23 protein-coding genes are annotated in these 23,808 nt (G+C 72.0%); 8 read left to right on the top strand and 15 right to left on the bottom strand.

All coding sequences use genetic code 11. From position 1 onward, the window contains the following. Window positions 1-101: 101 nt before the first annotated feature. The 6 genes from ABZ532_RS12365 to ABZ532_RS12340 all read right to left on the bottom strand — a co-directional run bounded on the left by ABZ532_RS12365 (window position 102) and on the right by ABZ532_RS12340 (window position 5,419). Window positions 102-1,475, bottom strand: coding sequence for a hypothetical protein (locus tag ABZ532_RS12365; protein ID WP_361281711.1), 1,374 nt, complete (start codon window positions 1,473-1,475; stop codon window positions 102-104). Between the two features lie 14 nt (window positions 1,476-1,489). Further along, the gene (locus tag ABZ532_RS12360; RefSeq protein WP_361281709.1) at window positions 1,490-2,545 is read right to left on the bottom strand and encodes a neocarzinostatin apoprotein domain-containing protein; all 1,056 of its coding nucleotides are present in this window, start codon (window positions 2,543-2,545) and stop codon (window positions 1,490-1,492) included. A 62-nt stretch (window positions 2,546-2,607) separates the two neighbouring features. Next, window positions 2,608-3,456, bottom strand: coding sequence for a hypothetical protein (locus ABZ532_RS12355; protein WP_361281580.1), 849 nt, complete (start codon window positions 3,454-3,456; stop codon window positions 2,608-2,610). 6 nt (window positions 3,457-3,462) lie between these two features. Then, window positions 3,463-4,182: a peptidase gene (locus tag ABZ532_RS12350; RefSeq protein WP_361281577.1), complete on the bottom strand. Its 720-nt coding sequence runs from the start codon at window positions 4,180-4,182 to the stop codon at window positions 3,463-3,465. A gap of 217 nt (window positions 4,183-4,399) precedes the next feature. After that, on the bottom strand, window positions 4,400-4,912 hold the full coding sequence (locus ABZ532_RS12345; protein WP_361281574.1) for an ATP-binding protein: 513 nt from the start codon (window positions 4,910-4,912) through the stop codon (window positions 4,400-4,402). A gap of 138 nt (window positions 4,913-5,050) precedes the next feature. Next, window positions 5,051-5,419: an STAS domain-containing protein gene (locus tag ABZ532_RS12340; protein WP_361281572.1), complete on the bottom strand. Its 369-nt coding sequence runs from the start codon at window positions 5,417-5,419 to the stop codon at window positions 5,051-5,053. Window positions 5,420-5,689: 270 nt separating this feature from the next. Between ABZ532_RS12340 and ABZ532_RS12335 the strand changes: the two genes are divergently transcribed. The 3 genes from ABZ532_RS12335 to ABZ532_RS12325 all read left to right on the top strand — a co-directional run bounded on the left by ABZ532_RS12335 (window position 5,690) and on the right by ABZ532_RS12325 (window position 10,095). Further along, window positions 5,690-6,640, top strand: a complete 951-nt coding sequence (locus ABZ532_RS12335) for an RNA polymerase sigma factor SigF (RefSeq protein WP_361281570.1) — start codon at window positions 5,690-5,692, stop codon at window positions 6,638-6,640. Window positions 6,641-6,797: 157 nt separating this feature from the next. Further along, the gene (locus tag ABZ532_RS12330) at window positions 6,798-7,988 is read left to right on the top strand and encodes a DegT/DnrJ/EryC1/StrS family aminotransferase (RefSeq protein WP_361281707.1); all 1,191 of its coding nucleotides are present in this window, start codon (window positions 6,798-6,800) and stop codon (window positions 7,986-7,988) included. A 94-nt stretch (window positions 7,989-8,082) separates the two neighbouring features. Continuing rightward, window positions 8,083-10,095: a lipopolysaccharide biosynthesis protein gene (locus ABZ532_RS12325; protein ID WP_361281705.1), complete on the top strand. Its 2,013-nt coding sequence runs from the start codon at window positions 8,083-8,085 to the stop codon at window positions 10,093-10,095. On the opposite strand, the gene ABZ532_RS12320 is transcribed toward ABZ532_RS12325, so the two are convergent. The 8 genes from ABZ532_RS12320 to hutI all read right to left on the bottom strand — a co-directional run bounded on the left by ABZ532_RS12320 (window position 10,016) and on the right by hutI (window position 19,007). Beyond that, window positions 10,016-11,155, bottom strand: coding sequence for a glycosyl hydrolase (locus ABZ532_RS12320; protein ID WP_361281567.1), 1,140 nt, complete (start codon window positions 11,153-11,155; stop codon window positions 10,016-10,018). The two genes, ABZ532_RS12325 and ABZ532_RS12320, sit on opposite strands and share 80 nt — an antisense overlap. Further along, window positions 11,152-11,586: a hypothetical protein gene (locus ABZ532_RS12315; protein ID WP_361281565.1), complete on the bottom strand. Its 435-nt coding sequence runs from the start codon at window positions 11,584-11,586 to the stop codon at window positions 11,152-11,154. The genes ABZ532_RS12320 and ABZ532_RS12315 overlap by 4 nt, the downstream gene beginning before the upstream one ends. A 131-nt stretch (window positions 11,587-11,717) precedes the next feature. Beyond that, window positions 11,718-13,580 (bottom strand): hypothetical protein, encoded by a 1,863-nt coding sequence (locus ABZ532_RS12310; protein ID WP_361281563.1) that lies wholly within the window; start codon window positions 13,578-13,580, stop codon window positions 11,718-11,720. Window positions 13,581-13,715: 135 nt separating this feature from the next. Then, window positions 13,716-14,534 carry a polysaccharide deacetylase family protein gene (locus ABZ532_RS12305; RefSeq protein ID WP_361281560.1) on the bottom strand — a complete coding sequence of 273 codons (819 nt, stop codon included), beginning with the start codon at window positions 14,532-14,534 and terminating at the stop codon, window positions 13,716-13,718. Further along, entirely contained in the window at window positions 14,531-15,796 is a 1,266-nt protein-coding gene (locus ABZ532_RS12300) for a glycosyltransferase (protein ID WP_361281558.1), read from the bottom strand. Before ABZ532_RS12300 ends, ABZ532_RS12305 begins: the two co-directional genes overlap by 4 nt. 10 nt (window positions 15,797-15,806) lie before the next feature. Beyond that, a complete protein-coding gene (locus tag ABZ532_RS12295; RefSeq protein WP_361281703.1) occupies window positions 15,807-16,889 on the bottom strand; it encodes a GNAT family N-acetyltransferase in 1,083 nt (360 codons plus the stop codon). A 171-nt stretch (window positions 16,890-17,060) separates the two neighbouring features. Next, window positions 17,061-17,768, bottom strand: a complete 708-nt coding sequence (locus ABZ532_RS12290) for an AAA family ATPase (RefSeq protein WP_361281556.1) — start codon at window positions 17,766-17,768, stop codon at window positions 17,061-17,063. Between the two features lie 69 nt (window positions 17,769-17,837). Next, window positions 17,838-19,007: an imidazolonepropionase gene (gene hutI, locus ABZ532_RS12285; protein WP_361281554.1), complete on the bottom strand. Its 1,170-nt coding sequence runs from the start codon at window positions 19,005-19,007 to the stop codon at window positions 17,838-17,840. 62 nt (window positions 19,008-19,069) lie between these two features. On the opposite strand from hutI, the gene ABZ532_RS12280 reads away from it, so the two are divergent. The 3 genes from ABZ532_RS12280 to ABZ532_RS12270 all read left to right on the top strand — a co-directional run bounded on the left by ABZ532_RS12280 (window position 19,070) and on the right by ABZ532_RS12270 (window position 21,493). Then, window positions 19,070-20,419: a hypothetical protein gene (locus ABZ532_RS12280; RefSeq protein WP_361281552.1), complete on the top strand. Its 1,350-nt coding sequence runs from the start codon at window positions 19,070-19,072 to the stop codon at window positions 20,417-20,419. A gap of 66 nt (window positions 20,420-20,485) precedes the next feature. After that, the gene (locus ABZ532_RS12275) at window positions 20,486-20,719 is read left to right on the top strand and encodes a hypothetical protein (RefSeq protein WP_361281550.1); all 234 of its coding nucleotides are present in this window, start codon (window positions 20,486-20,488) and stop codon (window positions 20,717-20,719) included. 195 nt (window positions 20,720-20,914) lie between these two features. Then, entirely contained in the window at window positions 20,915-21,493 is a 579-nt protein-coding gene (locus ABZ532_RS12270) for a DinB family protein (protein ID WP_361281548.1), read from the top strand. Here ABZ532_RS12270 and ABZ532_RS12265 read toward each other — a convergent pair whose 3' ends face one another. Then, window positions 21,494-21,910 (bottom strand): cytidine deaminase, encoded by a 417-nt coding sequence (locus tag ABZ532_RS12265; RefSeq protein WP_361281546.1) that lies wholly within the window; start codon window positions 21,908-21,910, stop codon window positions 21,494-21,496. Window positions 21,911-22,389: 479 nt separating this feature from the next. On the opposite strand from ABZ532_RS12265, the gene ABZ532_RS12260 reads away from it, so the two are divergent. Together ABZ532_RS12260 and ABZ532_RS12255 are read left to right on the top strand one after the other, a co-directional pair. After that, window positions 22,390-23,223, top strand: coding sequence for a hypothetical protein (locus tag ABZ532_RS12260; protein WP_361281544.1), 834 nt, complete (start codon window positions 22,390-22,392; stop codon window positions 23,221-23,223). Between the two features lie 53 nt (window positions 23,224-23,276). Next, window positions 23,277-23,690, top strand: a complete 414-nt coding sequence (locus tag ABZ532_RS12255) for an NUDIX hydrolase (protein WP_361281542.1) — start codon at window positions 23,277-23,279, stop codon at window positions 23,688-23,690. Window positions 23,691-23,808: the final 118 nt, after the last annotated feature.

Below are 23,808 nucleotides of genomic sequence, written 5' to 3'. Positions count from 1 at the left end.
CGCGTGCCGGGCCGGACCCGTACTGCCTCACGGACAGGGTCTGACGGGCTGCCTCACAGAGCCCCACCCTCCGGGCGGACGGCGCTACTTTCGCAACACACCTAGCGGTTTCCCCTAAGCCGCCGCCACGGCGTGAACGTGAACACCGCACCACCCAGCAGGATCACCGTGCCCGCCACCAGGGCGAGGGCGCTGAGGGCGCCGCCGTCCTCGGCTCCGGTGTCGGCGAGGCCGCCACCGGAGGCGTCACCGCCGCCCGCCGAGCCGGAGGCGGATCCCGCCGAACCGCCGCTCGCGGAACCGGAGCCGCCCGCCGCGCCGCCCGGCTGGGCCGCGGTGTCGAGCTCCAGGGAGGCCTGGACATCGGCGGGCGGGGTGCAGGTCGTGGTGGTACCGAGCGCCATCACCGTGAGCACGCCCGGGCTGAGCGTCGACTTGCCGCTCGCACCCGGCTTGTACGTACCGGTGAGGTCGGGGATCGCGATCGGCTCGCCGGACTTGATCGGGTCCTTGTTCGCCGGGCCCGCCACATGCACGAACCCCTTGTCGGCGCCGCCGAGCCCGACCTCCATCGACGGTGTGACGGAGTTCGCCGGGATGTCGGCGGGGCTGTTCATCACGGACTTGGAGAACTTCACGGTGAGGGCGAAGTCGCCGCCGTTCTTCCTGGCGTTGATCTTCACCGGGGAGACGGCGTCCTTGTCGCCGATGGGGGTCTTGCAGGAGTAGGCGACCTCGACTTCCTTGCCCTCGAAGTCGGTCCCACCTCCGTCGTCGCCGCCGGTGGTGCCGCCCGAGGTGCCGGTCCCGCCGGACGTGGTCGATCCGCCCGAGTTGCCGGTCCCGCCGGACGTCGTCGTGCCTCCCGAGGTCGTCCCGCCCGATGTCGTGGTCCCGCCCGACGCGGTCGTGCCACCAGAGGTGGTCGTACCGCCCGAACTGGCGCCGCCTTCCGTCACCTTGACCGTCGCGCCCGGCTGTACCGGTTCCTTGGGGGAGCACTTGGTGTCCGTCGAGATCGGCTTGGAGACATTGATGGCGTACTTGTCCGGCGTCAGCGTGATCTCACCGGCCGCCGTCAGCTTGAGCTTCCCCTTCATCTCGGACAGCACCATCGGGCTGTTCTTGGGGATCGGCGGATTCTGCCGCGGACCCTCCATCGCCAGCTCGGCGGTCTGCGCCCCGTCCACCTTGACCGTCCCGGTCGGCTTGACCGTGTCCTTCTCCAGGTCGAGCACATCCGGATTCTTCGACGCGGCCGCGACGGTCTTCCAGACCACCTCGATCTCGTCGCCGACCTTCGCCTCGGCCGGTGCCGTGATCTGGACCTTCGTCGTGCCCTGGACGGGCGGCATCCCGGAGATCGGCGGGGGAATGCACTCCGTCGCATACGACACTTCGGCGGCGTGGGCCGGTCCCGCGGTCAGCAGGATCCCCGCGCCGCAGAGCATCAGCGCGACCCCTGCCGCGCTCATCCTCCGTTGCGAGCTCACGTGTGTCCCTTCGTCGTGGATCGGTTCTCTGACGGTGCGGAGTCCTGGGTGGCCTCGGGGGCGAACCACGGCAGCGCGGCGGGGCCGGGCCTGTCGTTCGCCGCGGCCGGTGAGCCGTGGTCGGCGGTATGCGGGGTACGGGCGGTGCGGTGGCGGCCGCCGCCACGCTGAGGACGCGACCACGGCCGGGTCCCGGGACGTACCCGGTCCACGATCGCCATTCCGATCCGGTACAGCGCGGCCGGTACGACCACCGCGAGCAGCACCCAGAACAGCGTCACGCCCCACGGTCTGCCCACACCCCACGGCTGTTCGGCGATGACCTTCGAGCCGTACCGCACGGAGATCTGGTAGTCGCCGTGGGCACCGGCCGAAAGCTCGACGGGGAGCCGGATCCGAGCCTTCCTGCCCGGCTCGACGGTGCCCCGCCACTGCCGCTCCTCCCACTGGGGGGCGAAGACTCCGTGGGCCGTGCCGACCTGGAAGACCGGGTCGCGGATGGGCGTGGAGCCCAGATTGCCCACGGTGAAGACCAGTTCACGGCCGGGCGGGGCACCGAACCACACCAGCAGACCGCTGGAGCCGCGCAGCTGGAGCGTGGCGAGTACGGCGAGCCTGCCGTCCCCGGCGGGCTGGGGGAGCGGGGCACTGGGGTGTCCAGCCACGGTGAACACCGTGTCCACGGAGCCCTGTTCGCCGGTCACGGTGGCCACGTGCACCACGCACGGACACGGCTTCGGCGGCTCGGCGACCGGGAGCTTCATGCTGAACGCGCCCTTGGCGTCGGTGGTGACGGCCCGGCCCTCGGCATTGGCGCAGGCGTTGGTGCCGCCGATCACACCCCGGCCGGGGGTGGACTGACCGCACATCAGCAGCATCAGCAAGGCCTTCGGCCGCCAGCCGGTGCCGCTGACGGTGATGTCACCTCCCTTGCCCGCGTGCTGTGCCGACAGCCGGACGGCCGGCTTGCCGTCGTCGATGGCGGAGGTGGCGGAGGTGGCGGAGGTGGCGGAGGTGGCGGCTGCGGGCGGTACGGGAGCGAGCGCCAGCACGCAGACGAGCAGCAGTCCCAGCGCCGCGGCAGACAGCAGCACCCCGGGCCGGATCGTCGTCCTCACCACACCGCTCCCATCGTCGCCGTGTCGTCGTCGTACGGGTGCCGGCCGCGACGGCGTACCCGCCACAGCGCCGCTCCCCCGGCCACGATCCCGAGCCCGAGCGCCCCGACCGCCCCCGCGGCGCCCGGCGAGACATAGAGCGCCTCGGCGGTCCCCTCGGCGTGCGCACCCCCTGCCGCGGTCGCCTGGAGGGACACGTCGACGGAGTCAAGACCCGGCGGATCGGGCCAGGGTTCGGTGAGCTCGATACGCCTGCCCGGGGGCAGGGTCACGGGCAGCGGGCGGGCGGGGCGTGCCAGCAGTTGCCTGGTCAGGCCGTGAGCACGCACCGCGAGTCGCGGTGACAGCACGGTGTTACCACGGTTGACCAAGGCGTAATGGATCCGCTCGCCGTCCAGGCGTACGTCCTCGACGGTGAGCGCGGCCAGGCTGGGACCGCTGATCCGCAACCGGACGCGAACGGCGGACTGCCTGCCCGCCACGGTCGCGACCAGTGCGGCAGAGTGGTCACCGGGCACGGCGGCGGTCGGCACGGTGACGGCGAAGGGGATGTCGGCGCGGGTGCGGGGCGGGACGGTCAGCCGGTCGGACGCGAGCGCGATCCAGGCGGCGGTCCTGCCCTCCTTGGTGGCCAGCCGCACGGTCAGCGGCCGGTCACCTCGGTTGGTCACCGACAACGCGTCCTCCAGCACCGTGCCCGGCGGTCCCTCCAGATAGACGTAGGGCCTGCCGCCCGCCGCAGGCTGGGCCGTCCACGGCGCGGCTGACCCACCGGACGGGGCGGGTGCCGCGGGCACGGCCGTGGACAGCGCACAGAGCAGTGCTGCGGTGGCGGCGGCGAGCACGGCGGTTCAGCTCGTGGACCGGGTGCCGCGGCGGGTGAGCCACAGCACTCCCGCGGCTCCGGTGAGCAGCACCGTGCCGCCCAGCGTGCCGAGGGCGAGAGCGGAATCCACCGGTCCGGTCCGGGGCAGCTCGCTGCCCGAACCCGACCCCGTGGCCGATGACGTGTCCGTACCCGAGTCCGAACCCGAGCTCGTCTGCGTATCACCCGACCCGCCGCCCGACCCCCGCACGTCGAGGGTGAGCGAGGGCACGGGGCTGTTCCGCGGGGTGCAGGTGGTGGTGGTCCCCAGGGCCTTGATGGTGAGCACACCCGCCGTGAAGGTGACCTTCCCGGTCTTCTTCGGGGTGTACGTGCCCGACAAGTCACTGATCTTGATGGGGGTGTTGGGCGGAATCGCCTCGGAGTTCGCCGGGCCGGACACGGTCAGCGACCCGCTGCCGGCTCCGCCCAGTTTGATCTGCGCGCTGGGGTTCATCGCCCCCTTGCCCAGCTCGACCGGGCTGGACGAGACGCCCTTCTCGAACGACATGGTGAGCCGGTAACCACCGCCGCTCTTGACGGCCTTGATGTCGATCGGCGACACGGCACCCTTGGGGCCGATCGGGGTCTGGCACTGGTAGTCCACATTGACGACGTCGGCGTGTGCGGCGGGGGCGGCCGTCAGGACCACCGAGCCCGCCAGAGCCGCTGCGAGCGTAAGAGCTGTCCGTTTCCGGTATGACACCTCGAGCCCCCTCAAGGCCGGAACGCCGCCAGAAGATACTGACGGCACATCAGATCGGGCGCTCAAGGTACGCCTGGGCCCTGATGGAGGGAAGACAAAGAGCACGGCGGATCGCCGTGCTCCACAACAGCTTCAAAAACGGCTCACACGAAGGCCGTCACGACGGCCGGCGCAGCCGGTACCCCGCAGTTCCGGGTTTCGCCGGAACCCCGGTCGTCTAGGAGGGCGCGGCAAGCTCCGCCCATACGGTCTTGCCGGGCGCCCCCGGGATCCGCCGTACGCCCCAGTCCAGGCAGAGGCGCTGCACGATGAACATCCCGTGCCCTCCGGGCCGCCCGGACCGGTGCGGGGTGCGGGGTGCGGGGTGGCCCGCGCCACGGTCGGCGACCTCCAGGCGCAACACCTTCCCCTGGCAGGACACGCGCAGCTCTTCCGGGCCCTCTGCATGCAGACAGGCGTTGGTGACCAGCTCCGAGACGACAAGCAGCACGTCCTCGGCCGCGGCGCGGCGGTCCGCGGACGGCGCGGGCAGCCAGCCCCAGTCGTACAGCGCCTGCCGCGTGAAGTCACGGGCTAGCGGAACAATGCCGCTGGCGCTCCCGAGCAGGAGAGTGCGCACCATGCCGTCGTGGCCAGCGGAGGCGGGTCCGGAGGCCACGGAGGCGTCGGCAGGAGCGCCGTCCGGTTCCGGGCCGCGGTCGCCCGGCGGATGCTGCCGGGTGGTGCTCATCAGCGCTTCACCTCACCGATTCACCAGTTCGCGATTACGTAAGTACAGAGCGTGTGGAGGAGACACGCGGGTCTGCGGGGGGTCTTCTGCCCGGCCGAATCGGGACAACACCCGATCAGCCGGACCGGAATTCGACAGTCAGTCCGCGAGGGCCGCTGCCAGGGAGTCATGGACCGTGAACACGGCCTCTGCCCCTGTGATCTCGAACACCCTGGCGACGATGGGGCGCATTCCGGCCAGATGTACCGCACCCCCCGCGGCCTCGGCTTTCAGGCGCGCACCGAGCAGCACGTTGAGGCCGGTGGAGTCGCAGAACTCGAGGAGTGAGCAGTCCACGACCAAGCGCGCACGCCCTTGCTCCACGGCTTCCTCGAGTGGCGTACGCAACAGATCGGCCGTGTGGTGATCGAGCTCACCCGCCGGCGTGACGATTTCACTCCGGCCTTCGGTCCGGACTTCCACCCGAAGCCGGACCGGATTGGCGTTACTGACCGTCCCGCGATCCATGCCCACCCTCTTCGCCGATATCGCCGATGCACTGGGCGTCTTTGACGCCTTCAGAACAGTACGCCTTCCGCGCCGCGAGCGGGGGCCGGTTAGCCCTCCAACTCCCCCACAAAAGGGACTTATATGACATACGACACTTGCCATGTCGAGTAAAAACCGGGTAGGGCTAGTAGGGACACCTACCAACACGAGACGGCTTCGGAGGCGCCGCAAACCGCAGAGCAGCAATCAGGCGTCGGCAGCCATGTGCCGAGAACGATGGAGGAGACCATGTCACCCCGGCTCGACGAAACGCGGACCCCGCACGCGACGTCGACACGTCCGCACGATCACCTCGACGACACCGCACCGCTCGGCAACCCCACGCACACCGAGCTCACCGGACACACCGCGACGCGGCCCGAGCAGCACGAAGAGCTGCTGGACCTCCCGGACATCCCGCCCTTCGAAGAAGTGGGCGCCGTGGACGCCCGGGCGCTGTCCAAGACCCTCTTCGCCCGCCTCGAAGCACTCGAGGAAGGCACGCACGAGTACGCGTACGTCCGCAACACACTCGTCGAACTGAACCTGGCGCTGGTCAAGTTCGCCGCTTCGCGGTTCCGCTCCCGCAGCGAGCCGATGGAGGACATCATCCAGGTCGGCACAATCGGCCTCATCAAGGCGATCGACCGCTTCCAGCTCAGCCGCGGTGTCGAGTTCCCCACCTTCGCGATGCCGACCATCGTCGGCGAGATCAAGCGGTTCTTCCGTGACACCTCCTGGTCCGTACGCGTACCGCGCCGCCTCCAGGAGCTCCGCCTGGACCTCGCGAAGGCCGGCGACGAGCTCGCCCAGAAGTTCGACCGCGCACCGACCGTCGGTGAGCTCGCCGAGCGTCTCGGCATCAGCAAGGACGAGGTCGTCGAAGGCATGGCCGCGAGCAACGCGTACACCGCGAGCTCGCTGGACGCCCAGCCCGAGGAGGACGACTCGGAGGGTGCGCTGGCCGACCGGATCGGCTACGAGGACCACGGCCTCGAGGGCATCGAGTACATCGAGTCGCTCAAGCCGCTGATCGCCTCGCTGCCGCCGCGCGACCGCAAGATCCTCTCGCTGCGCTTCGTCGCGGGCATGACCCAGTCGGAGATCGGCGAAGAGCTGGGCATCTCGCAGATGCACGTGTCCCGGCTGCTCGCGCGCACGCTGAACAAGCTCAGAAAGGGCCTCACGGTCGAGGAGTGACACCTCGTCCCACGCGCCTTTCCGAAGGCTCCCGAAGGGTCCATTCCGTCAAGGGATGGGCCCTTCCGCCTTATTGACGGTGCGGTCCGGAATGCGCCACATTGAGCCCGGGGTGCAGGGGGGCCATATGGCGATCAACGGGGCACTGGACGCGTGGATGCGCGACCGCACCGGCAGGGAGTGCCTGTACGTGCCGTCGTGCCGCTTCGGGCTGTACCTGGCGCTGCGTCACTGGTGCAGACCCGGTGGGCGGCTGCTGATGTCGCCCGTCAACGACGACGTCGTCTTCTTCGTGGTGCTCGCGGCCGGACTGCGGCCGGTACAGGCGCCACTGCGCGCCCGGGACGGCTCCATCGACACGGCGGCCGTCCCCGACCCGGTGTGGCGGGGCCTCTCCGCCGTACTCACCACGAACCTCTACGGCAACCCCGAACCGGCGCCCGGGCTGCGCGCCCGCTGTGACGCGCTGGGCATCCCGCTGATCGAGGACGCGGCGCACGCGATCGGCTCACGGGTGGCTGACGGGCGGCCGGTCGGCGACTACGGCGACGCGTCGGTGTTCTCGCTCTCCAAGCACACCGCGGCCGGGACCGGCGGCTTCCTGACCGTCGCCGACCCGGCACGGCGCGCAGCGCTCGAAGAGGCCCGCGACGATCTGCTCCTGCCGGCACGTGCGGCATCCGAACTCGCCTACGTCCTGCGGCCGTACGCGGAGGCAGGGGTACGCGGACTGCGGCTGGTGCGCGCGGCGCGGGCGGTGATGCGGCTGCTCGGGATGGAGGAGCGCCGGGAGATACGTATGCCGCTGCGCGCCGCTGAGCTGGAGCGGGCGGTCGCCGGGGCCCCGGCGCTCGGACCGTTCCACTCCTGGGTGCGGGTCGATCTGCACGACTACCGGATCGCGCCGGGACAGGCACGGCTGCGGCGCACAGCCCGGCTCCTCGACCGTCTGGACGAACGCCTGGCGGCCCATCTGGACGGCACGCGAAGGCTGTTGGACAGCCCGTGGGGGGCGCAGGGGCCCGGCCCCGTACAACCACTGTTCCGCGTCCCGCTCCTGGTGGCCGACCGGGACGCGGCCATCGCGGCCCTGGCGCGCCGCCGCATCACCACCGGCTATCTCTACGACCCGCCGCTCGACGACTACGCATCCGAGCTGTTCACGGACCCGTCCCCGAACCCCGGTCCCGCCCGCTGGTTCGCCCGCCACGCCCTGCCCGCCGACCCGCTGAAGGCGGCACGGATCCTGGCGGTGCTGCACGAGGAGGGCATCCGCCCCGCCGACGGGGCCCCCGACGGGCAGGCATCCGGGAAGACCGGCCCGCACCGGGACGGGACCGGTGGCTGAGACCGCGAGACTGAGCGGACGCGGAAGCGGCGCGGCTGCGCCGGAGGTCGCCGGGAAGACCGCCCCGGGCACCCGGCAGGGCGGCGGGGACTCCATGTTCCGCAACGCCTATGCGCTGATGCTGTCGACCGGCGTATCGGCGGCGCTCGGGCTCGGGTTCTGGCTGGTGGCCGCGCGGTACTACACCGAGGAGTCGGTCGGGCAGGGCTCCGCCGCTATCGCGGCGATGCGGCTGCTCGCATCGGTCACCGCCACCACGATGATCGGTGCCGTGGTGCGGTACGTGCCCAGGGCCGGGCGGGCCACGGCCGGGCTGGTGTGGCGTGCGTACGCGGTCAGTTCCGCCGTCGTGTGCCTGGTGTGCGCGGGCTTCCTCCTCACGCTCGACCTGTGGGGGCCCTCCTACGCGCCCCTGCACGGTCCGACTGCCGGACTGGTCTTCACCGCCGCCTGTGTCGGCTGGGCGCTGCTGACCCTCCAGGACGGGGTGCTGACCGGGCTGCGCAAGGCGGTCTGGGTGCCCGTCGGCAACGCCGTGTTCTCGCTGGGCAAGCTGCTGCTGCTCGTCGTGTTCGCCACCGCCGTGCCGGTGCTGGGGGTGTTCGTCTCCTGGGCGGCGGCCATCGCGCTGTCCGTGCTGCCGCTGGGCTGGCTGGTGTTCCACAGGTTGATCCCGCGCCAGGCGGCGGCCGACCACGACCGCGAACCGCCGCGGCTGCGGGCCGTCGGGCGGTTCCTGGCGGGGGACTCGGTCGGCGCGCTGTTCTCGCTGGCGATGATCAATCTGGTGCCGGTGATGGTCGCCGTGCGGTTCGATGCCGCGCACAACGGCTTCTTCTACATCGCGTACACCGTCGGCGGCACCATGGAGTTCATGGCCATCAACATGGCCGCGTCGCTGACCGCGCACGCCTCGCACAGCCCGGAGAGCCTGGCCGGTGGCGTACGGGGGGCGCTGCGCAGGATGGCGCTGCTGCTGGTGCCCGTGGTGCTCGTCCTCGTGGTGTTCGCCCCGCAGATCCTCGCCCCGTTCGGACCGGACTACGCCGAGCACGGCACCACGGTGCTGCGGCTGCTGGCCGCGGCGGCGCTGCCCCGGGTCGTGGTCGAGCTGTACATAGGCGTGCTGCGGGTCCAGGGACGCACAGGCGTACTGGCGGTGCTCCAGGGAGTCATGTGCGCGCTGGTACTGGGGAGTACGGCGTTGCTGCTCGGGCCCGTGGGGATCTCGGGCGCGGGGCTCGCGGTGCTGCTGTCCATGACGGTGACGGCCCTCGCCTCGGCACCGGGGGTCAGGGCCGCGCTGGCGGGCCGGGCGCCGCGTCCGGGCCGTGTCGCGCGGCCGCGGCGCGTACCGGAGTACGGGACGGCCTGGGCGCGCCAGGCCGCGGATCAGCGGGCTGCCCACGAGGCGGCCGCAGCGGGCCGGGACGCCGGCTTCCGGCCGGCCGCCTGCCTGTGGCTGCTGCTGGTGCTCGCCGCCGCGTTGTTCTGGGCACCGCTCATCCGGGCGGACGGTATCGGCCCCGGGCGGCTGTCCGGGACCGAGCTGCTCCACGCGCTGCCTCCGGTGACCGTCGCCGCGGGCGTGCTGCTGATCGTGGTGTACGTCGCGGCGCTGTCATTGCGGCGGCTGTGCCCGGAGCTGGTCACCACCGCGCTGCTGACCACCGTGGCCGCCCTGCACACGGCCCCGCCGCTGCTCGGAGTCCGGCCACGGCCCGCGCATGGCCCCTGGCTGGAGTCCCTGGGCCTCCTGGACTCCTTCGACAGTCTGGAGTCCTTGCCCCGGGGCGACGTGCTCGCGGTGCTGCCGTTCGTGCTCCAGTTGCTGTGCCTGGGACTTGTGGCCCTGTCGCTGGCCGCCGTCGCCGTGCCCGCCCGGTTCACGGCGGGCGCGCTGTGGGTGCTCGCCGTGGTGGGCTGGGCGGCTCAGGACGCCTTCGCGGCGGCCCCGCTGCCGATGTCTCTGGGCTGCGCGGCGGTGACCGTGGTCTCGCTGGCGTATCGCACTCTCAGGGGTGGTGTCAGCGGGTCGGGACGGGCTGTCCGAAGTAGCCGTCCCGACCGGCGATCCGGTAACCCTCGAGCCCAGGGCCGTCGTTGACGGTGAGGTCGCAGCCCGGGCCCGGAACCGCGCGGTTCCAGTGCACCAGCGCCCGCACCCGGGGCAGCGTCGGGGCGATCTCGGGGACACGGGCGTACCAGTCGCGCTGGCGCTGGGGCCGCACCGGATCGGGCGCGGTGGCGAACTCCGCGAGCATCAGCGGCTTGCGGTCGGAGACGTGCTCGCGCAGCCAGTCGTAGGAGGGGCGCTGGCTGCGGTCGAAGTCCAGCCAGTCCGGGGACTTGTGGCAGAGGTAGTAGTTGTACTGGTCCATGCCGATCCAGTCCACGTAGTCATCACCCGGATAGAGCCGCTTCATCAACTCGGCGTTGCCGAGGTAGCCGGAAACGGTCCACACCCACACCACGTTGTCGACACCCAGGCTGCGGAACCGGTCGTGGAGATGGCGGTAGGCGGCGACGAACTCCTCGGGAGTGCCCGCGCCTTCCCTGATGCGGAAGTCGGTCTCCTGGTCGAAGGAGAGGAACAGGCGCTTGCCGTACGCCTTCAGCCGCCGTGCCTGCGGGTCGATGATGTCGCGGTCATACGCTCCGGAGGCGATGTTCTTCCAGCCGAGCTGGGTCTCCGTCCAGTTGGCGTGGTGCGGCTCGGTCCACACGGTGGACTCCCAGGCCAGCATCAGCAGCCGGTCCCGGCCCAGCTCCTGCTCGTCGGGGGTGAGCAGCTCGCCGTCCAGCGGGGTGCGGGACATGTCGTGGTAGTTGTAGACGAGATCGAGCCTGCGGCCGATCTTCTCCTCGAACGCGTACACCGCTTCGGTGAGCGAGCCGCTGGGGGCGTACGGGACATAGGCGCCCCACCAGGCCCCGCAGCGGGGCTCCAGCTGCTCTGTGGGCGCGCAGGAGCCCTGGGGGAGCGCGCCGGATGCCGCGTCGCCGGGCAGGGCACGGCCCCCCGGGGAGCCGGGGTCGTCCTCCTTCCCGTCTCCGTGTGCGATCCACATCCCGAGACCGGCGAGCAGCGCACCGATGGTGGCGAGGACGACGGCGGCGTACGTACTCCTCGTGCCACCGGAGCGTGCGAGGTGCGGCCCCGTCATCCACCGCTCCCGGGTCCGGGGTCCGGTGTCGCGTGTGTCCGTTCGACCGCTCCCCTGGTGGCAGCGGGCAGCGGCAGCCCTGGCAGCGCGGCGGCGAGTGTGGCGAAGCAGGCGAGCGACACCAGGAAGGCCGTGGCGGAGAAGGTCCGTACGAGCAGCAGCGAGGTGGCCGTGAGCACGCCCAGCGAGAGGCTGACCGGGGCCGCGAGCGCCAGCGCCTCGAGCCGTGCCCCCGGCCGCAGTCCCCCGCCGTCCGGCTGCGGATACAGCAGTGCGAGCCCGGGTCCGATGACGGTGAAGGCCATGACCGGGATCCAGCGCAGCGGCGAACCGCCGGGCAGCGCGGTCGCGGCGAGGGCGATCCAGCCGGAGGCGGCCAGGGCCGTTCTGAGCCCGAGGTGGTTCGGCTTCATGGCGTGCACAGCCCGCATGGTGATCTCCCTGTCACGGTCATCAGATGCTCCTGGGTCTCGCCGGCTCCCCCGGCTTCTCCTGGCCCTTCCTCGCTCTTCCCGGCTCTTCCGGCTCTTCCGGCTCTTCCGGCCCTTCCCGGCTCTTCCCGTCAGCGGATGCCGTGCACGAGAACCAAGCCGTGCTCGCTCTCCTCGACCACGCGGAAGAGCGGGGACTGCTTGAGCGCGGCCTTCAACTCGGCGAAGCCACCGGGCGGCAGGTAGCCCTCACCCGTGACCGCCTTCTCCTGGGTCGGCGTGAGGATCACATAGGCGGGCCGTCCCTCGGGGATCCCCCGCGCCAGATAACCCGCCGGGTCCTTGAGCATCCGCAGGTTCTCCGGGATGTCCTGCTCGGTGAAGAACCAGCGTTCGTAGTGGTCGTAGCGGTAGTACGCGCCGGGGAAGGAGCCAGTCGTGGCGAGGATCAGCGCCCCCTCCGGCGCGCGGTCGTAGGCCCTTCTGGTCAGGGCGAGTTCGGCGGGCGGTGCGTAGTGCATGCCTTCCTTGCCGTAGTACGACGGCAGGAATCCGGCCAGCAGGGCCGTGAGCGCGAGCGGCAGGGCGACCAGCGCGGTGCGGCGGGCGGCGATGCGGGCCCGGCCGCTGCCGGCCGCTGCCGGGACGAGCGCTGCTGCGGCGAAGAAGGCGGTGCCGGGCAGCCCGAAAAGGTAGACACGGAAGAGCATTTCGCCGCCGTAGTCGTTGACGGCGAACATCGGCACCGGCGCCGCCGCGGCCAGTAGCAGCGGCAGCGCACTGCGGGTCAGCCTGCGGCGCAGCAGCACCGCCGTACCGGCGAGCACCGCCAGGACGCCCACCATGGCGATATTGGCGGCGCCCACCAGCTCGGGCCCCGGGCCGGTCGGCTCACCCGCGTATCCCGCGCGGGAGTTGGACAGCAGATCGCCCGCCGAGGCGCGCAGCGTGCCGAGCGTCTCCAGGAACAGCACCCGTCCCATGGTGAGGTCCCAGACCACCATGATCAGGACGGTGACGGCGAGCAACCCCCAGTTGCGGTAGCGGCGGCTGAGGCAGAGCACGGCCAGCGTGGCGCACAGCATCACCGGGGTGAGCTGGTGGGATGCGTTGATCGCCCCGATCAGCGGGGCGACGATCGCGACGGCGACCGCCCGCTGCCGGGCCCCGGTGGGCGGCGGCACGGCCGCGGCTGCCGGGTCGAGCCTGCTCCGGTCGCGCAGCCGCCCGGCGGAGCCCGGCTTCACGAAGTGCCGTACGACCACGGCGAGCACGGCGAGATAGAGCAGATACGCGAAACCCTGCGGAGAGAGGTAGTCCTGCCCCACCCAGTTGGCGAGCTGGAAGATCCACACCGCCGTCCACACCAGCCGCCAGTCGTCGCTGAAGGTGCGGTAGACCAGCACGAGCACCGGCAGGGTGAGCACACCCAGTGCGACGGGGGCCCAGTTGATGTACGAGGCGGCCGCGTCCACGCCGAAGGCCCGCACCAGCGCCGCGTTGAGTGAGAAGAACCCGGGCCACTGGTCGTACGCGGACATCCCGCCGGACAGCTCGGCGGTGGGATGGACCGCGCCCTCGGTCAGGATGCGGGTGATCACGGCGTCGTGCTTGGACGCCCAGGCGTAGCGCACGGAGTCGTAGAGCAGCGCGGGCGGCGCCTTCAGCGCGACGAGCATCGCCAGGCTGTACCCGGCAGGCCACCAGGGAGCGGTCCCGGCGCGCCGCAGTGTGACCAGGAAGCCCGCCGTGAGCACGGCCAGTGCGCCGTAGTAGGCGGGCGGGAAGCGGTCGAGCAGACCGTAGTCGCCGATGTCGCGGAGGTCGGTGCGGGGCACGGCGTACAGCCAGAGGCCCGCGGCCACCAGCAGCGGCAGCCAGCTGAACAGGGTCTGGGGGCGGCCGGTCGGCCGGGCGAGGCCGCGCCGCCGTGCGGCGGGGGGCGGCGGCAGCACGGCGCTACCGGTGACCGCTGTGGGCACACGTTGCTGCACGGCGCGACTCCCCCCACGGATGTGGTCGCGGCTCGTCACGCCGCTGCCCCCTTGAGTGAATTATAGGAATCTGGTGCGCATTTGCACCGCTCTCGCACGCGTACGCAACTGATAGGCAGGCACCGGGCTCATGTCTCATCCGGCGAACTCCGGGCCTCTCACCGCCGTCCGCGCCCGCCGCCACAGCCGCCACCCCATCGTCGGCAGCGAGTCCGGGTACGGCGCGACCCGCGCTCCCGTGCCCTCCATCCACGCCTCGACGTCGGCCACGGTGTGCCCGCGCCGCACGATCAGCCGGGCGATGCGGTAGGCCTCGTCCCGCTCCGAGCTGAGCGCGTGGCGTACGGCGACGGCTGACTCGTATCCGGCGGCGCGGGCGGCGCGGCGTACAACGCGGCTGTTGTAGCCGTGCGGATAGGCCAGGTGCCGCACCTCGTGGCCCAGGGTGTCCTCCAGGACCGCCTTGGAGTGGCGCAGTTCGTGCCGCAGGCGCCGGGGGCCGAGGGTGTCGAGCTGCGGATGGGTGGCGGTGTGCCCGCCCACCTCCATGCCGTACTGCTCCAGCAGCGGCGCCTGGGCCAGCCTCATCATCGGGGCGGGCGGCAGCAGGCTGCGCAGCCCCGGGGTGATGGCGCCGGTGGTGAGGTAGGCGGTGGCGGGCAGGTGGCGGGAGGCGAGTGCCTCGGCCGTGGGGCCCGGCAGATCGGCGAAGCCGTCGTCGAAGGTCAGCAGCACGGGCCGGGGCGGCAGCGGCGCGCCCCGGCCGCGGAGATGGTCGGTGAGGGCGCTGATGGTCACCGGGGTCCGCCCGCTGGCCCGGACGGCATCGAGCTGGGCGGCGAAGTCCCTTGGCGTGACGCTGAATTCGGCGATCCAGCCGGGCGGGTCCTCCATCACGGCGTGGTAGAGCAGCACGGGAACACGGGCGGACACCGGCACACTTCCACCGTTCATCGCGTCGCCTCCCCGGTCCTCCAGGGCAGCGGCAGCCCTCGTACCCGCCGACGGGCGCGCAGATAGCCGAGGGGCCCGTACAGCATGCCCCGGCGCTCCAGCCGGGACAGCTCCCGGGGCCACGCGTGCTGCCGGGCGTCGTGCTCTCCCGGCACCCCGCCCTGCCCGTCTCCCCGCCGGGCGGTCATCGCACGGGCGTGGGAGAGGCCGCGCGGCAACCGCGCGAGCAGCGCGGGCAGCAGCGCGGGGCGGCGGGCCACGAGGGCGGTCAGGTAGGCCGTGAGCCCGGCGCCGTAGCCGTACGCCTGAAGGCGCAGGTCCTGCGGGGTCTCCCGGTGGTGGTGCCAGACGACGGCGTCGGGGGTGTAGTGCAGCCGGTGCCCGGCGGCCAGGATCCGCACGAAGGCGTAGAGATCGTCCCCGCCCCGTGCGGGCGTCCCGGTACCCGTGGCCGGGTCGAACCCGCCGACGGCGCGCAGCGCGTCGGCACGGAAGGCCATGCTGGCGCCGGATCCGAAGCGCCCGGCAGTGAAGGGGAACAGCGGCTCGGCGGTGGCGGCGGGCGGCCGGGCCGGGTCCCAGGTGCGGGCGGTGAAGCCCTTGGCGAAGCCGCCGTGGCTCTCGAGCAGTATCTGCGCGGGTGTGGTGAGCCGTGCGGGGAGGATCAGACCGGTCACACAGCCGATACGGGGATCTCCGGCGAACGGCGCGCTGAGCGCGCTGAGCCAGTGCGGGTCGGCGATCACGTCGTCGTCCGTGAACGCGAGCACGGCTCCGCCGGCTGCGGCGATGCCCCTGTTGTGCGCGGCGGCGAGACCGGGTAGGGGCTCGCGCACGTAGTGAACCCGGCCCGCGTACGTGTGGGTGACGAGATCCCGGGTGGCGTCGGTGAGGGGTGCGTTGTCCACGACGACGATCCCGAAGTCCGGGTGGTCCTGGGCGAGCAGCGAGTCGAGAGCGGTCGCGAGACGGCCGGGCCGCTCGCGGGTGGCGACGACCACGCTGGCGGGCGGTGGTTCACGGCGGGGAGGCCGGGGGGGCGGTGTGCCGCCGGCGGTTTCGTCCAGCCGCTGCCGGGCCAGCCCGGCGAGTACGGTGGCCGGGTCGGCGCCTTCGGGCACGGTCCCGGTGAGGCTGGCGACGGGCCGCCCTCGCAGGCGTACGAGCACGAACACCTCGCCGGCGACGACGGGCGGCGCTCCCGGAGCGGGCCGCAGCTCGGAACGGGCACCGTCGAGATCGAGTTCGGCGACCTGGAACATGCGTTTCCCCTCACTGGACCCGGAGCCGGCCGAACTGCTTCAGTGCCCGCTGGGCGTGCTGGGCGAGCCGTGGTCTGTCGCGTACGTAGCTGTGGGCGCGCCGGACGGGCTCCCGGCTCAGCCGGTGCAGCGCGGCCCGGGCCCCTGGCCGTGTCGACGAGCCGCCGTGGACGCGGAGTTCGCCGGTCTTGAGCGAGTCCTTGTACTCGGCGGCGCCCCGCCCCAGGTCGAGCATCCCGATGCCCTCGGACGCCGCGGCCTCCGCCATCCGAAGATGCAGGATCAGCCCCGGCGAGTACTTGGCGAAGTCGGTGTCGTACGCGGGAAACCAACAGGACAGCACCGTGCGCGAACGCAGCCCGAAGTGCGCGGCGACCGGCCGCTCCGCCGCGTACAGCACGGACAGCACCCCGGAACAGCCCGGCGTGCGGATCTCGTGCAGCCGCCGCACGAGCGCGCGGATCCAGTCCTGGGCGAAGCGGTCTCGGCGGCCCGTCCTGCGGTACTGAGCGGACTTCCACTCCATGAGGGTGCGCAGCGCGGCCGGATCGCGCTCGTCGAAGACGAACCGCAACGCGCCGGCGTCCGTCTGCCGGGCGAGTTTGCGCTCCTTGGCCGCCGTGGTCCGGTGGAACTTGGGCGCGTGCCGCCGCAGGTGCTCCTCGTACGCGGCGAAACCCCCGCCGATGTCGATCACGGGCGAGCCGAACTCCTCGTCGCTGTCCGGGAGGAACAGCGTCTGACCGGCCTCCAGGTTGTCGAACTCCCAGGTGGCCAGCGAGCAGCAGCGCAACAGCTCCCGCGCCGACAGCCGCACCCCGGGCCGCAGCACCAGGCCCTGGCAGTCGGAGACCCCGAGCCCGATGGCACGGCCCTGCCCGAAGGGCCCCTTCTCGTAGGGGAAGAAGCCGGCCGGGCTCCCGCCCTCCTCGATCACCGCGACCCGCGCGCGCGGCCGCACAGCCGCGACGGCGAGGGTGAACTCGGGTTCCATGAACGGATTGGCGGGAGCCCCGGACTCGGCGCGCAGCTCACGCCAGGACTCGCACTCGGTCCCGCCCAGCTCCTCCGGCTTGATGACACGCGCGTGCAGACCGCTCGAACCGCTCAACTCGACCCCCCGGTCTCCCCCTGAGCTTCCCCGGACAGGACGGTACCGGCCGAAAACCTCCCGGGACAGGGTGAGACGGTCAACCCGTGACCAGCGGTACGAATGAGTCGTTCAGCGACGGGTGCTGCCGCTCAGCGGAAGGTCAACAGCTCCTCAGTCGAGGATGTGCCGCAGATAGGACTGCGGGTCGGCGAGATAACGGCGCCAGTGGTCGACCAGGGACAGCTGGCCCCAGGCCACCCGGCGCATACCGTGGTCACCGACCTCGATGATGTCGGCACCCGGCATCGCGGTCAGCAGCGGGGAGTGGGTGGCGCAGATGACCTGCCCCCCGGCCTTCGCGAGCTGGTCGACACAGCCGATCAGCTCCAGACAGGAGGTGAAGGAGAGCGCCGCCTCCGGCTCATCCATCACATACAGCCCCGGCTGGAGGAACTTCCCCCGGAACGCGGCGAGAAAGCCCTCACCATGGCTCACGGAATCCGGCGCGAACCCCTCCCGGTCCAGCGCGTCCAGCGCCGTCTCGGCCCGCAGGAAGAATCCCTTCCGTGCCGACCAGCTCCCCAGCATGCGCTGACCTCGCGGCGCGGCGTCGAAGCGTATCCGCTCGCCCAGTGCCGACTTGGAGCGGTGACTGGCATAGCGCCAGTCGTGCGAGCCGCCCCAGGGGTCCAGCCCGAAGCCCTCGGCGAGGGCCTCGACGAGGGTCGACTTGCCCGAGCCGTTCTCACCGACGAGGAAAGTCACCGGCGCGGTGAAGCACAGCCCGTCCGCCAGCAGCGCCCGCACGCAGGGCACGGACCAGGGCCACGCCTCGTCTTCCTGCCCGGCCACATGTGCGTACGCGCGTTCGATAATCACACGGCGAGTCTTTCAGGCTGCCACCGGCCGCACCAACCGACGGCCGGGCAGGCCACCCGGCGTGCGCGGTCAGACCACTCGAGCACCCCGCCGCCACACCTCGCTGACCAGCGGCACACCCGGGCGATACGCGAGATGCACATGCGACGGCGCGTCGAGGAGGGCGAGATCCGCGCGGGAGCCCGGGGTGAGTCGCCCGATGTCCGTGCGGCGCAGGGCGGCGGCGCCGCCGGCCGTGGCGGACCAGAGGGCCTCATCCGGGGTCATGCCCATGTCGCGCACGGCGAGGGCGATGCAGAACGGCACGGACGACGTGAAGGACGAGCCGGGGTTGCAGTCCGTGGACAGCGCGACCGTCGCCCCCGCGTCGATCAGCCTGCGGGCGTTCGGCCACTCGGCACGGGTGGAGAACTCGGCACCCGGGAGCAGGGTGGCCACGGTGTCGCCGTTCGCGAGCGCGTCCACGTCCTCGTCCGTGAGATGCGTGCAGTGGTCGGCGGACGCCGCGCCGAGCTCGACGGCGAGCTGGACCCCCGGGCCGTAGGTGAGCTGATTGGCGTGGACACGCGGGATGAGCCCCTTGGCCATGCCCGCCTTCAGCACCGCGCGGGCCTGGTCCCCGTCGAAGGCGCCCTTCTCGCAGAACACGTCCACCCAGCGGGCGTGCGGCGCGCAGGCGTCCAGCATCTCGCCCGTGACAAGGGCGACGTACCCGGCGGGGTCGTCGGCGTAGTCCGGGGACACGACATGAGCGCCGAGGTAGGTGACCTCGTCGGTGTGCCGGGCGGCGATACGGAGCGCCCGCTCCTCGTCGTGGGTGGTCAGCCCGTAACCGCTCTTGGTCTCGAAGGTCGTTGTCCCCTGCCGCAGCGCCTCTCCCAGATACCGGGTGAGGTTGCCCTCCAGGTCCTCGTCGCTGGCGGCACGGGTGGCGGCGACGGTGGTGCGGATCCCCCCCGCGGAGTAGGCACGACCGGACATCCGGGCATTGAACTCCTGGGTGCGGTCACCTGCGAAGACCAGGTGCGAGTGCGAGTCCACGAATCCGGGGATCACGGCCCGCCCGCCCGCGTCGTACCCCTCGTCGGCGGCAGGCGCGTCGGCGGCGGCGCCGGTCCAGGCGACGGTGTCACCGTCGATGACCAGGGCGGCGTTTCCGATCAGCCCGAGGGGGCCGTCGCCGGCGGCGGGGTCGTTGGTGACGAGGGCGCCGATGTTGGTGATGACGGTGCTGGTCATGTTCCCATGCTTCCACAGGGGTCCGGGCCCCTGCCGCGAGGGCGTAGGTAGGCTCGGGGCGCATGACGGGGGAACGATCACCACGACGGCATCGGCACCGGACGGCACTGCTGTGGACGCGCCGCGTGATCGCCTGCGCCGTCAGCCTCTGCGCCCTGCTCGGCACGGTGCGCCTGATCGCCCCCGCGACGGGCGGCACGACCGGGGAACCCCCGGGGGTCCAGCGGCAGCTGGCGTTCCTGCGGACGGCCCTGGACGACGGGGCCGGTGACGAGGCGCAGCAGCTCTTTCCCGAGGGGTACTTCTTCCTGCACGCGCTGTACGGGCTGACCTGGGTCGAGCTCGGGATGCGGAAGCCGGAAGGCGACGCGACCCGGGCCGAAGCGCTGCGGGAGGCCCGCTGGGTGCTGGCACGGCTGGACTCGCCGCCGGGCCGCGCCCCGTTCAGCGCGGATCTCGTCCCGTCGTACGGCGTCTTCTACCGGGGCTGGACGAACTGGCTGCGCGGCGGCGTCCTGAGCCTGCAACCGGTCGCACGCCGCGACCCGGCCGAGGTGCACCGGTTCACGGCCGACTCGGCGGCGCTCGGCGCGGCCTTCGACGCCTCGAAGTCGTCTCCGTATCTCGCCGCCTACCCCGGCCAGGCATGGCCGGTGGACTCGACGGTGGCGATGGCCTCGCTGAGGCTGCACGACAAGCTGCTGCCGCCCCGGTTCGCGGGAACCGCCGACCGCTGGCTCCGGGCGGTACGGGACCGTCTCGACCCGCGCACCGGCCTGCTGCCGCACCGCGTGGAGCTCGCGACCGGCGCCCCGGCCGAGGTGGCCAGGGCCACCTCGCAGAGCATGATCCAGCGCTTCCTGGTCGACATCGACCCGTCCTTCGCGGACGAGCAGTACGCCCGCTTCCGCGACCGCTACGTGACCAGGCCGCTCGCCCTGGGTCCGGCGGTCCGCGAGTACCCCGACGGCCTGGACGGCCCCGCCGACGTGGACTCAGGCCCCCTCCCCCTGGGCGTGAGCCTCTCCGCCTCGGTGGTCACGGCGGGTGCTGCCCAGGTCCACGGCGACGCCCCGCTCGCCGAGGGCCTGACCAGCCTCAGCGAGCTGCTGGGCGCACCGGTCGGCACCCCGTGGACCAAGCGGTACGCCTTCGGCCTGATCCCCATCGGCGACGCCTTCCTCGCATGGTCGAAGACCGCCCGCCCCTGGGTGTCCGAAACCCCCGCGCCGCCTGAGCCGCGCCTGACGTGGTGGTGGCGGCTGCCGCTGCTGGTGATGCTGCTCGCCGTGGGCGTCGCGCCCTGGGTTCCCGCGCTGGTGCGCCGGTACCGGGGCCGGGCGGCCCCTGACCGCGCTCGGCCCCCTGCACCTGTCTCCCCCGCGAGTGAGCCGCCGCGGGCAAGCCGGTGATCTCCTGTGCCGGAATCGTGGGGTCCATCACAGCGCGCACGAGCCCGGAGCTGATGAAGTGCCCACGTGATCGGACTGATTCTGCGCGTCCTCCCCTTCTGGGTCCGCGAGCCCGTACTCGCCGTCTCCGGCACGGCCTTCGCCGGCATGCTCCTCTACGTGTCCGCGCGGGACAGTGATCTGGCCTTCGCCGGCCTGGCTGCCGTGGTGCTCGCTTTCACCGCCGTGCGTGTGTACGGCATGGTCCGCCTGCTGCGCGCCCGCCGCCTGCTCAAGGAGCCCGCGCCGGCCGGTCGGTGAACGGCGCTTCGCCTGGGCGCCGGCTGCCGCTGCGGGCCGGAGCCGGTGCCGGTGCCGGTGCCGGGCACGACGGAGTGGGCCGAGAGCGGTCCCGTACGCCCATGGACGCCCGGGCGGTCGCCGCCGCTGCCGCGAGGGCCGGCGCGAGCGCGATACCCGATGGTGGACGGTGCTGATGTGCACGAGGATGCTCAAGTGAACCCTAGTGAGCGCACCGATGAAGCAGCGTCAACTCGCTGGACCCCCTCCACCGTCCACCCCGACATGTGGGTCGACCCGGACGACGATCCGCGCGAGTCGAGCACCGAGACGGTCGACGAACGCAGCACGCTGCTCGACGGTCTGCGCCACTTCCGCCTCACCGTGGAGATGAAGTGCGCGGGGCTGGACGCCGAGCAGATGGCCGTGCGCTCCGTACCGCCCTCCACCATGTCCCTGCTCGGGCTGCTGCGGCACATGGCCGAGGACGAACGGCACTTTCGCCGGCAGGCCGGTCAGGACCTGCCCAGGATCTACCGCACCCCGGAGGATCGCGACGGCGACTGGAACGGCGCGGTCGCCGACCCGGCGGTCGTGGAGGACGCCTGGCGTCAGTGGCGGGACGAGATGGAGGTGACGGACCGGTTCATCGCCGGCTTCGCCGACCTCGGCGCCCGACCGGGTGGGGACGTGCAGCTCCGCGACCTACTGGTGGCACAGATCTCGGAGTACGCACGGCACTGCGGCCACGCCGACCTTCTGCGCGAGCGGATCGACGGCCGGGTGGGCCAGTGATCACTCGTCCCCGAGCTGGTGGTCCGCCCAGACGTAGCTTTCCGGCAGCAACTCGGCGATGCGGACGGTCCGGATGCGGTCGCCTTCGCCGACGATGACCTTGAGCGCGGGAAAATGGTCGAGAAGGACCTGACGGCACCGTCCGCACGGAGGAACGACCCCGCGCTCGCGGTAGCCCACGGCGACGACCGTGTCCAGCTCATGGAGACCCTGGGCTGCTGCCGCGCCGACGAGCACCAGTTCGGCGCAGGGACCGCCCGTGAAGTGGTAGGCGTTCACCGCTGTGACGATCCGTCCGTCCACGGCGCGGCCCGCGGCGGCCACGGTGTGGTTTTCGCCCCGGCAGCGCGTGCGGGCGACGCGGGTTGCCGCCTTGATGAGGTCCTGGTCGACATGCTGACTGGTCGGCGTGGTCATGCTCCCTGCCTTCGTCCGCGTGTCAGTGACACTCGCCCCAGGTGTCCGGGCTCCGCAAGGGGAGTTCGCCGGCGCCTCCCTCGCCGAAGCCCGGAAACCCAGGCATCGGTGACCTGCGCACCGGCGACCCAGGATCCGGTGGCGCAGGCGCCAAGAGAGCAAAGAACCGGGCGAAAGAACCCGCCCCACGCCACCGTGGTGAACTCCCACCCCACAGTGGTGAGCTCGAGCCCCTGGTCACTCACTCGGGTGATCGTGACCCGGTTGGCTGGATTTCCGCGCGATGCTCAGGGCAAGGTCGGCACCGACCAACTCGTGCATATGCCACGGCATATGCGACGGCCCCCGGCCGGGACTGGCATCCCGAACGAGGGCCTCACCACCCAGGAAGCAGGACCTTCCCGATGGCTGTACCGCAGCTTAACGCGCCCGAGTGTGCTGAGGGGCAGGTTCACCGACCGAGCCGCGGCGTCACCAAGGTGATCGCTGCACACACGTCCGACTTCACGGTCGTCGGCAACCATCTCGCCCAGCACCGCGAGTTGTCGTGCATGGCGATCGGTCTCGCCGTCCACATCCTGTCGCTGCGGGACGGATCGCGGGTGGACATCCGCAGCCTGGCGGACAGGTTCCCGGAGGGGCGCGACCGGTTCGCCGAGGCGCTCCGGGAGCTGGAGAAGCACGGGTACCTGGCGCGCGTACGGCAGCCGTTGGCGGACGGCACCTGGACGACGGTCACTTACGCATACAACAACCCGGCGGCCGTCGCCGCCCAGCGGGCGCGTGAGGCGGTGACCGCGGCCGAGGCGGCGGACGTCGCGAGACCGGAACCGGCCCCGAAGCCGCCCGCCGAACCGCCCGCACCCGCACCCGCACCCGCACCCGCACCACGGTCGGCCCCGGTACGGCGCCCGCTCCCCACCCCCACGGCGTACGCCCCCGACCTCCACCGCATCGCCGCCGACCTGCTCAGCGGCCTGCGCGTACAGGAACCGCGACTGACCCTCGCCGAACGGGACGTACGACGGCTCGCCCCCGCCGTCGCCGCCTGGCTGGAACGCGGAACGGCCCCCGACGCGGTACGGCACGCCCTCACCAGCGGCCTGCCACCCGAAACCCTGCACCACCCGGCCGGCTTCCTCGCCCACCGCCTCACCGCGCTGCTGCCGCCCCCGCTGCCGGCCGGCACGGCACCACCGCCACCCCCCGACCCGCTCCAGAACTGCGACCTCTGCGACCGCGCCTTCCGCGCTCCGGGACCGGGCCGCTGCCGCTCCTGCCGCAGCGGCACCCCGCGGGTGGATGATTCATGACGACGCCCAACGGACCTGCCTCAAGGCGCTCGTTGACTCCCGGAGGAGCGGACATGACGCATCAGGACCTGGACGGACGGCCGGGTGTCGCCGCCGCCGTCGTCGTGCATGAGGGCCGTGTGCTGCTGGTGCGCCGACGGGTCGGCGAGGGGCGGCTCTCCTGGCAGTTCCCGGCCGGAGAGGTCGAGCCCGGCGAGACAGGCGAAGCGGCCGCGGTGCGGGAGACCCGGGAGGAGACCGGCCTGGAGGTGGTCCCCGTGGAACAGCTCGGCGAGCGGGTCCACCCGGACACCGGACGGCTGATGTCCTACACGGCCTGCGAAGTGCTGAGCGGCACCGCCCGCGTGGGGGACGCCGAGGAACTGGCCGAGCTCGCGTGGGTCGCCCTCGGTGAGATCCCGCGGTACGTGCCGTACGGGCTCTTCGAGCCGGTGCGGCAGTACCTCGACGCGGCCCTCCGCACCTGATCGTCCGCGTCCGCGCGAGTCAATGGGACTGACAGATCGCCAACGGTGCGGTTACGATGCCCGCGATGATGAACTTCTCCTCGTTCGGATTGGGGGAATCGTTCGCTCAGGGTGAGTG

It is taken from the genome of Streptomyces sp. NPDC019396, assembly GCF_040632375.1.
GTDB lineage: Bacteria > Actinomycetota > Actinomycetes > Streptomycetales > Streptomycetaceae > Streptomyces.
This window is presented reverse-complemented; position numbering and strand designations above follow the sequence as displayed.

What these genes read in the sequence shown, in the direction of transcription:
- ABZ532_RS12330 (WP_361281707.1), top strand. Translation starts at nt 6,798, where the DNA reads ATGCGCGACCGCACCGGCAGGGAGTGCCTGTACGTGCCGTCGTGCCGC.
- ABZ532_RS12280 (WP_361281552.1), top strand. Translation starts at nt 19,070, where the DNA reads ATGACGGGGGAACGATCACCACGACGGCATCGGCACCGGACGGCACTG.
- ABZ532_RS12345 (WP_361281574.1), bottom strand. Translation starts at nt 4,912, where the DNA reads ATGAGCACCACCCGGCAGCATCCGCCGGGCGACCGCGGCCCGGAACCG.
- ABZ532_RS12340 (WP_361281572.1), bottom strand. Translation starts at nt 5,419, where the DNA reads ATGGATCGCGGGACGGTCAGTAACGCCAATCCGGTCCGGCTTCGGGTG.
- ABZ532_RS12300 (WP_361281558.1), bottom strand. Translation starts at nt 15,796, where the DNA reads ATGTTCCAGGTCGCCGAACTCGATCTCGACGGTGCCCGTTCCGAGCTG.
- ABZ532_RS12255 (WP_361281542.1), top strand. Translation starts at nt 23,277, where the DNA reads ATGACGCATCAGGACCTGGACGGACGGCCGGGTGTCGCCGCCGCCGTC.
- ABZ532_RS12325 (WP_361281705.1), top strand. Translation starts at nt 8,083, where the DNA reads ATGTTCCGCAACGCCTATGCGCTGATGCTGTCGACCGGCGTATCGGCG.
- ABZ532_RS12315 (WP_361281565.1), bottom strand. Translation starts at nt 11,586, where the DNA reads ATGCGGGCTGTGCACGCCATGAAGCCGAACCACCTCGGGCTCAGAACG.
- ABZ532_RS12305 (WP_361281560.1), bottom strand. Translation starts at nt 14,534, where the DNA reads ATGAACGGTGGAAGTGTGCCGGTGTCCGCCCGTGTTCCCGTGCTGCTC.
- hutI (WP_361281554.1), bottom strand. Translation starts at nt 19,007, where the DNA reads ATGACCAGCACCGTCATCACCAACATCGGCGCCCTCGTCACCAACGAC.
- ABZ532_RS12320 (WP_361281567.1), bottom strand. Translation starts at nt 11,155, where the DNA reads ATGACGGGGCCGCACCTCGCACGCTCCGGTGGCACGAGGAGTACGTAC.
- ABZ532_RS12335 (WP_361281570.1), top strand. Translation starts at nt 5,690, where the DNA reads ATGTCACCCCGGCTCGACGAAACGCGGACCCCGCACGCGACGTCGACA.
- ABZ532_RS12265 (WP_361281546.1), bottom strand. Translation starts at nt 21,910, where the DNA reads ATGACCACGCCGACCAGTCAGCATGTCGACCAGGACCTCATCAAGGCG.
- ABZ532_RS12365 (WP_361281711.1), bottom strand. Translation starts at nt 1,475, where the DNA reads ATGAGCGCGGCAGGGGTCGCGCTGATGCTCTGCGGCGCGGGGATCCTG.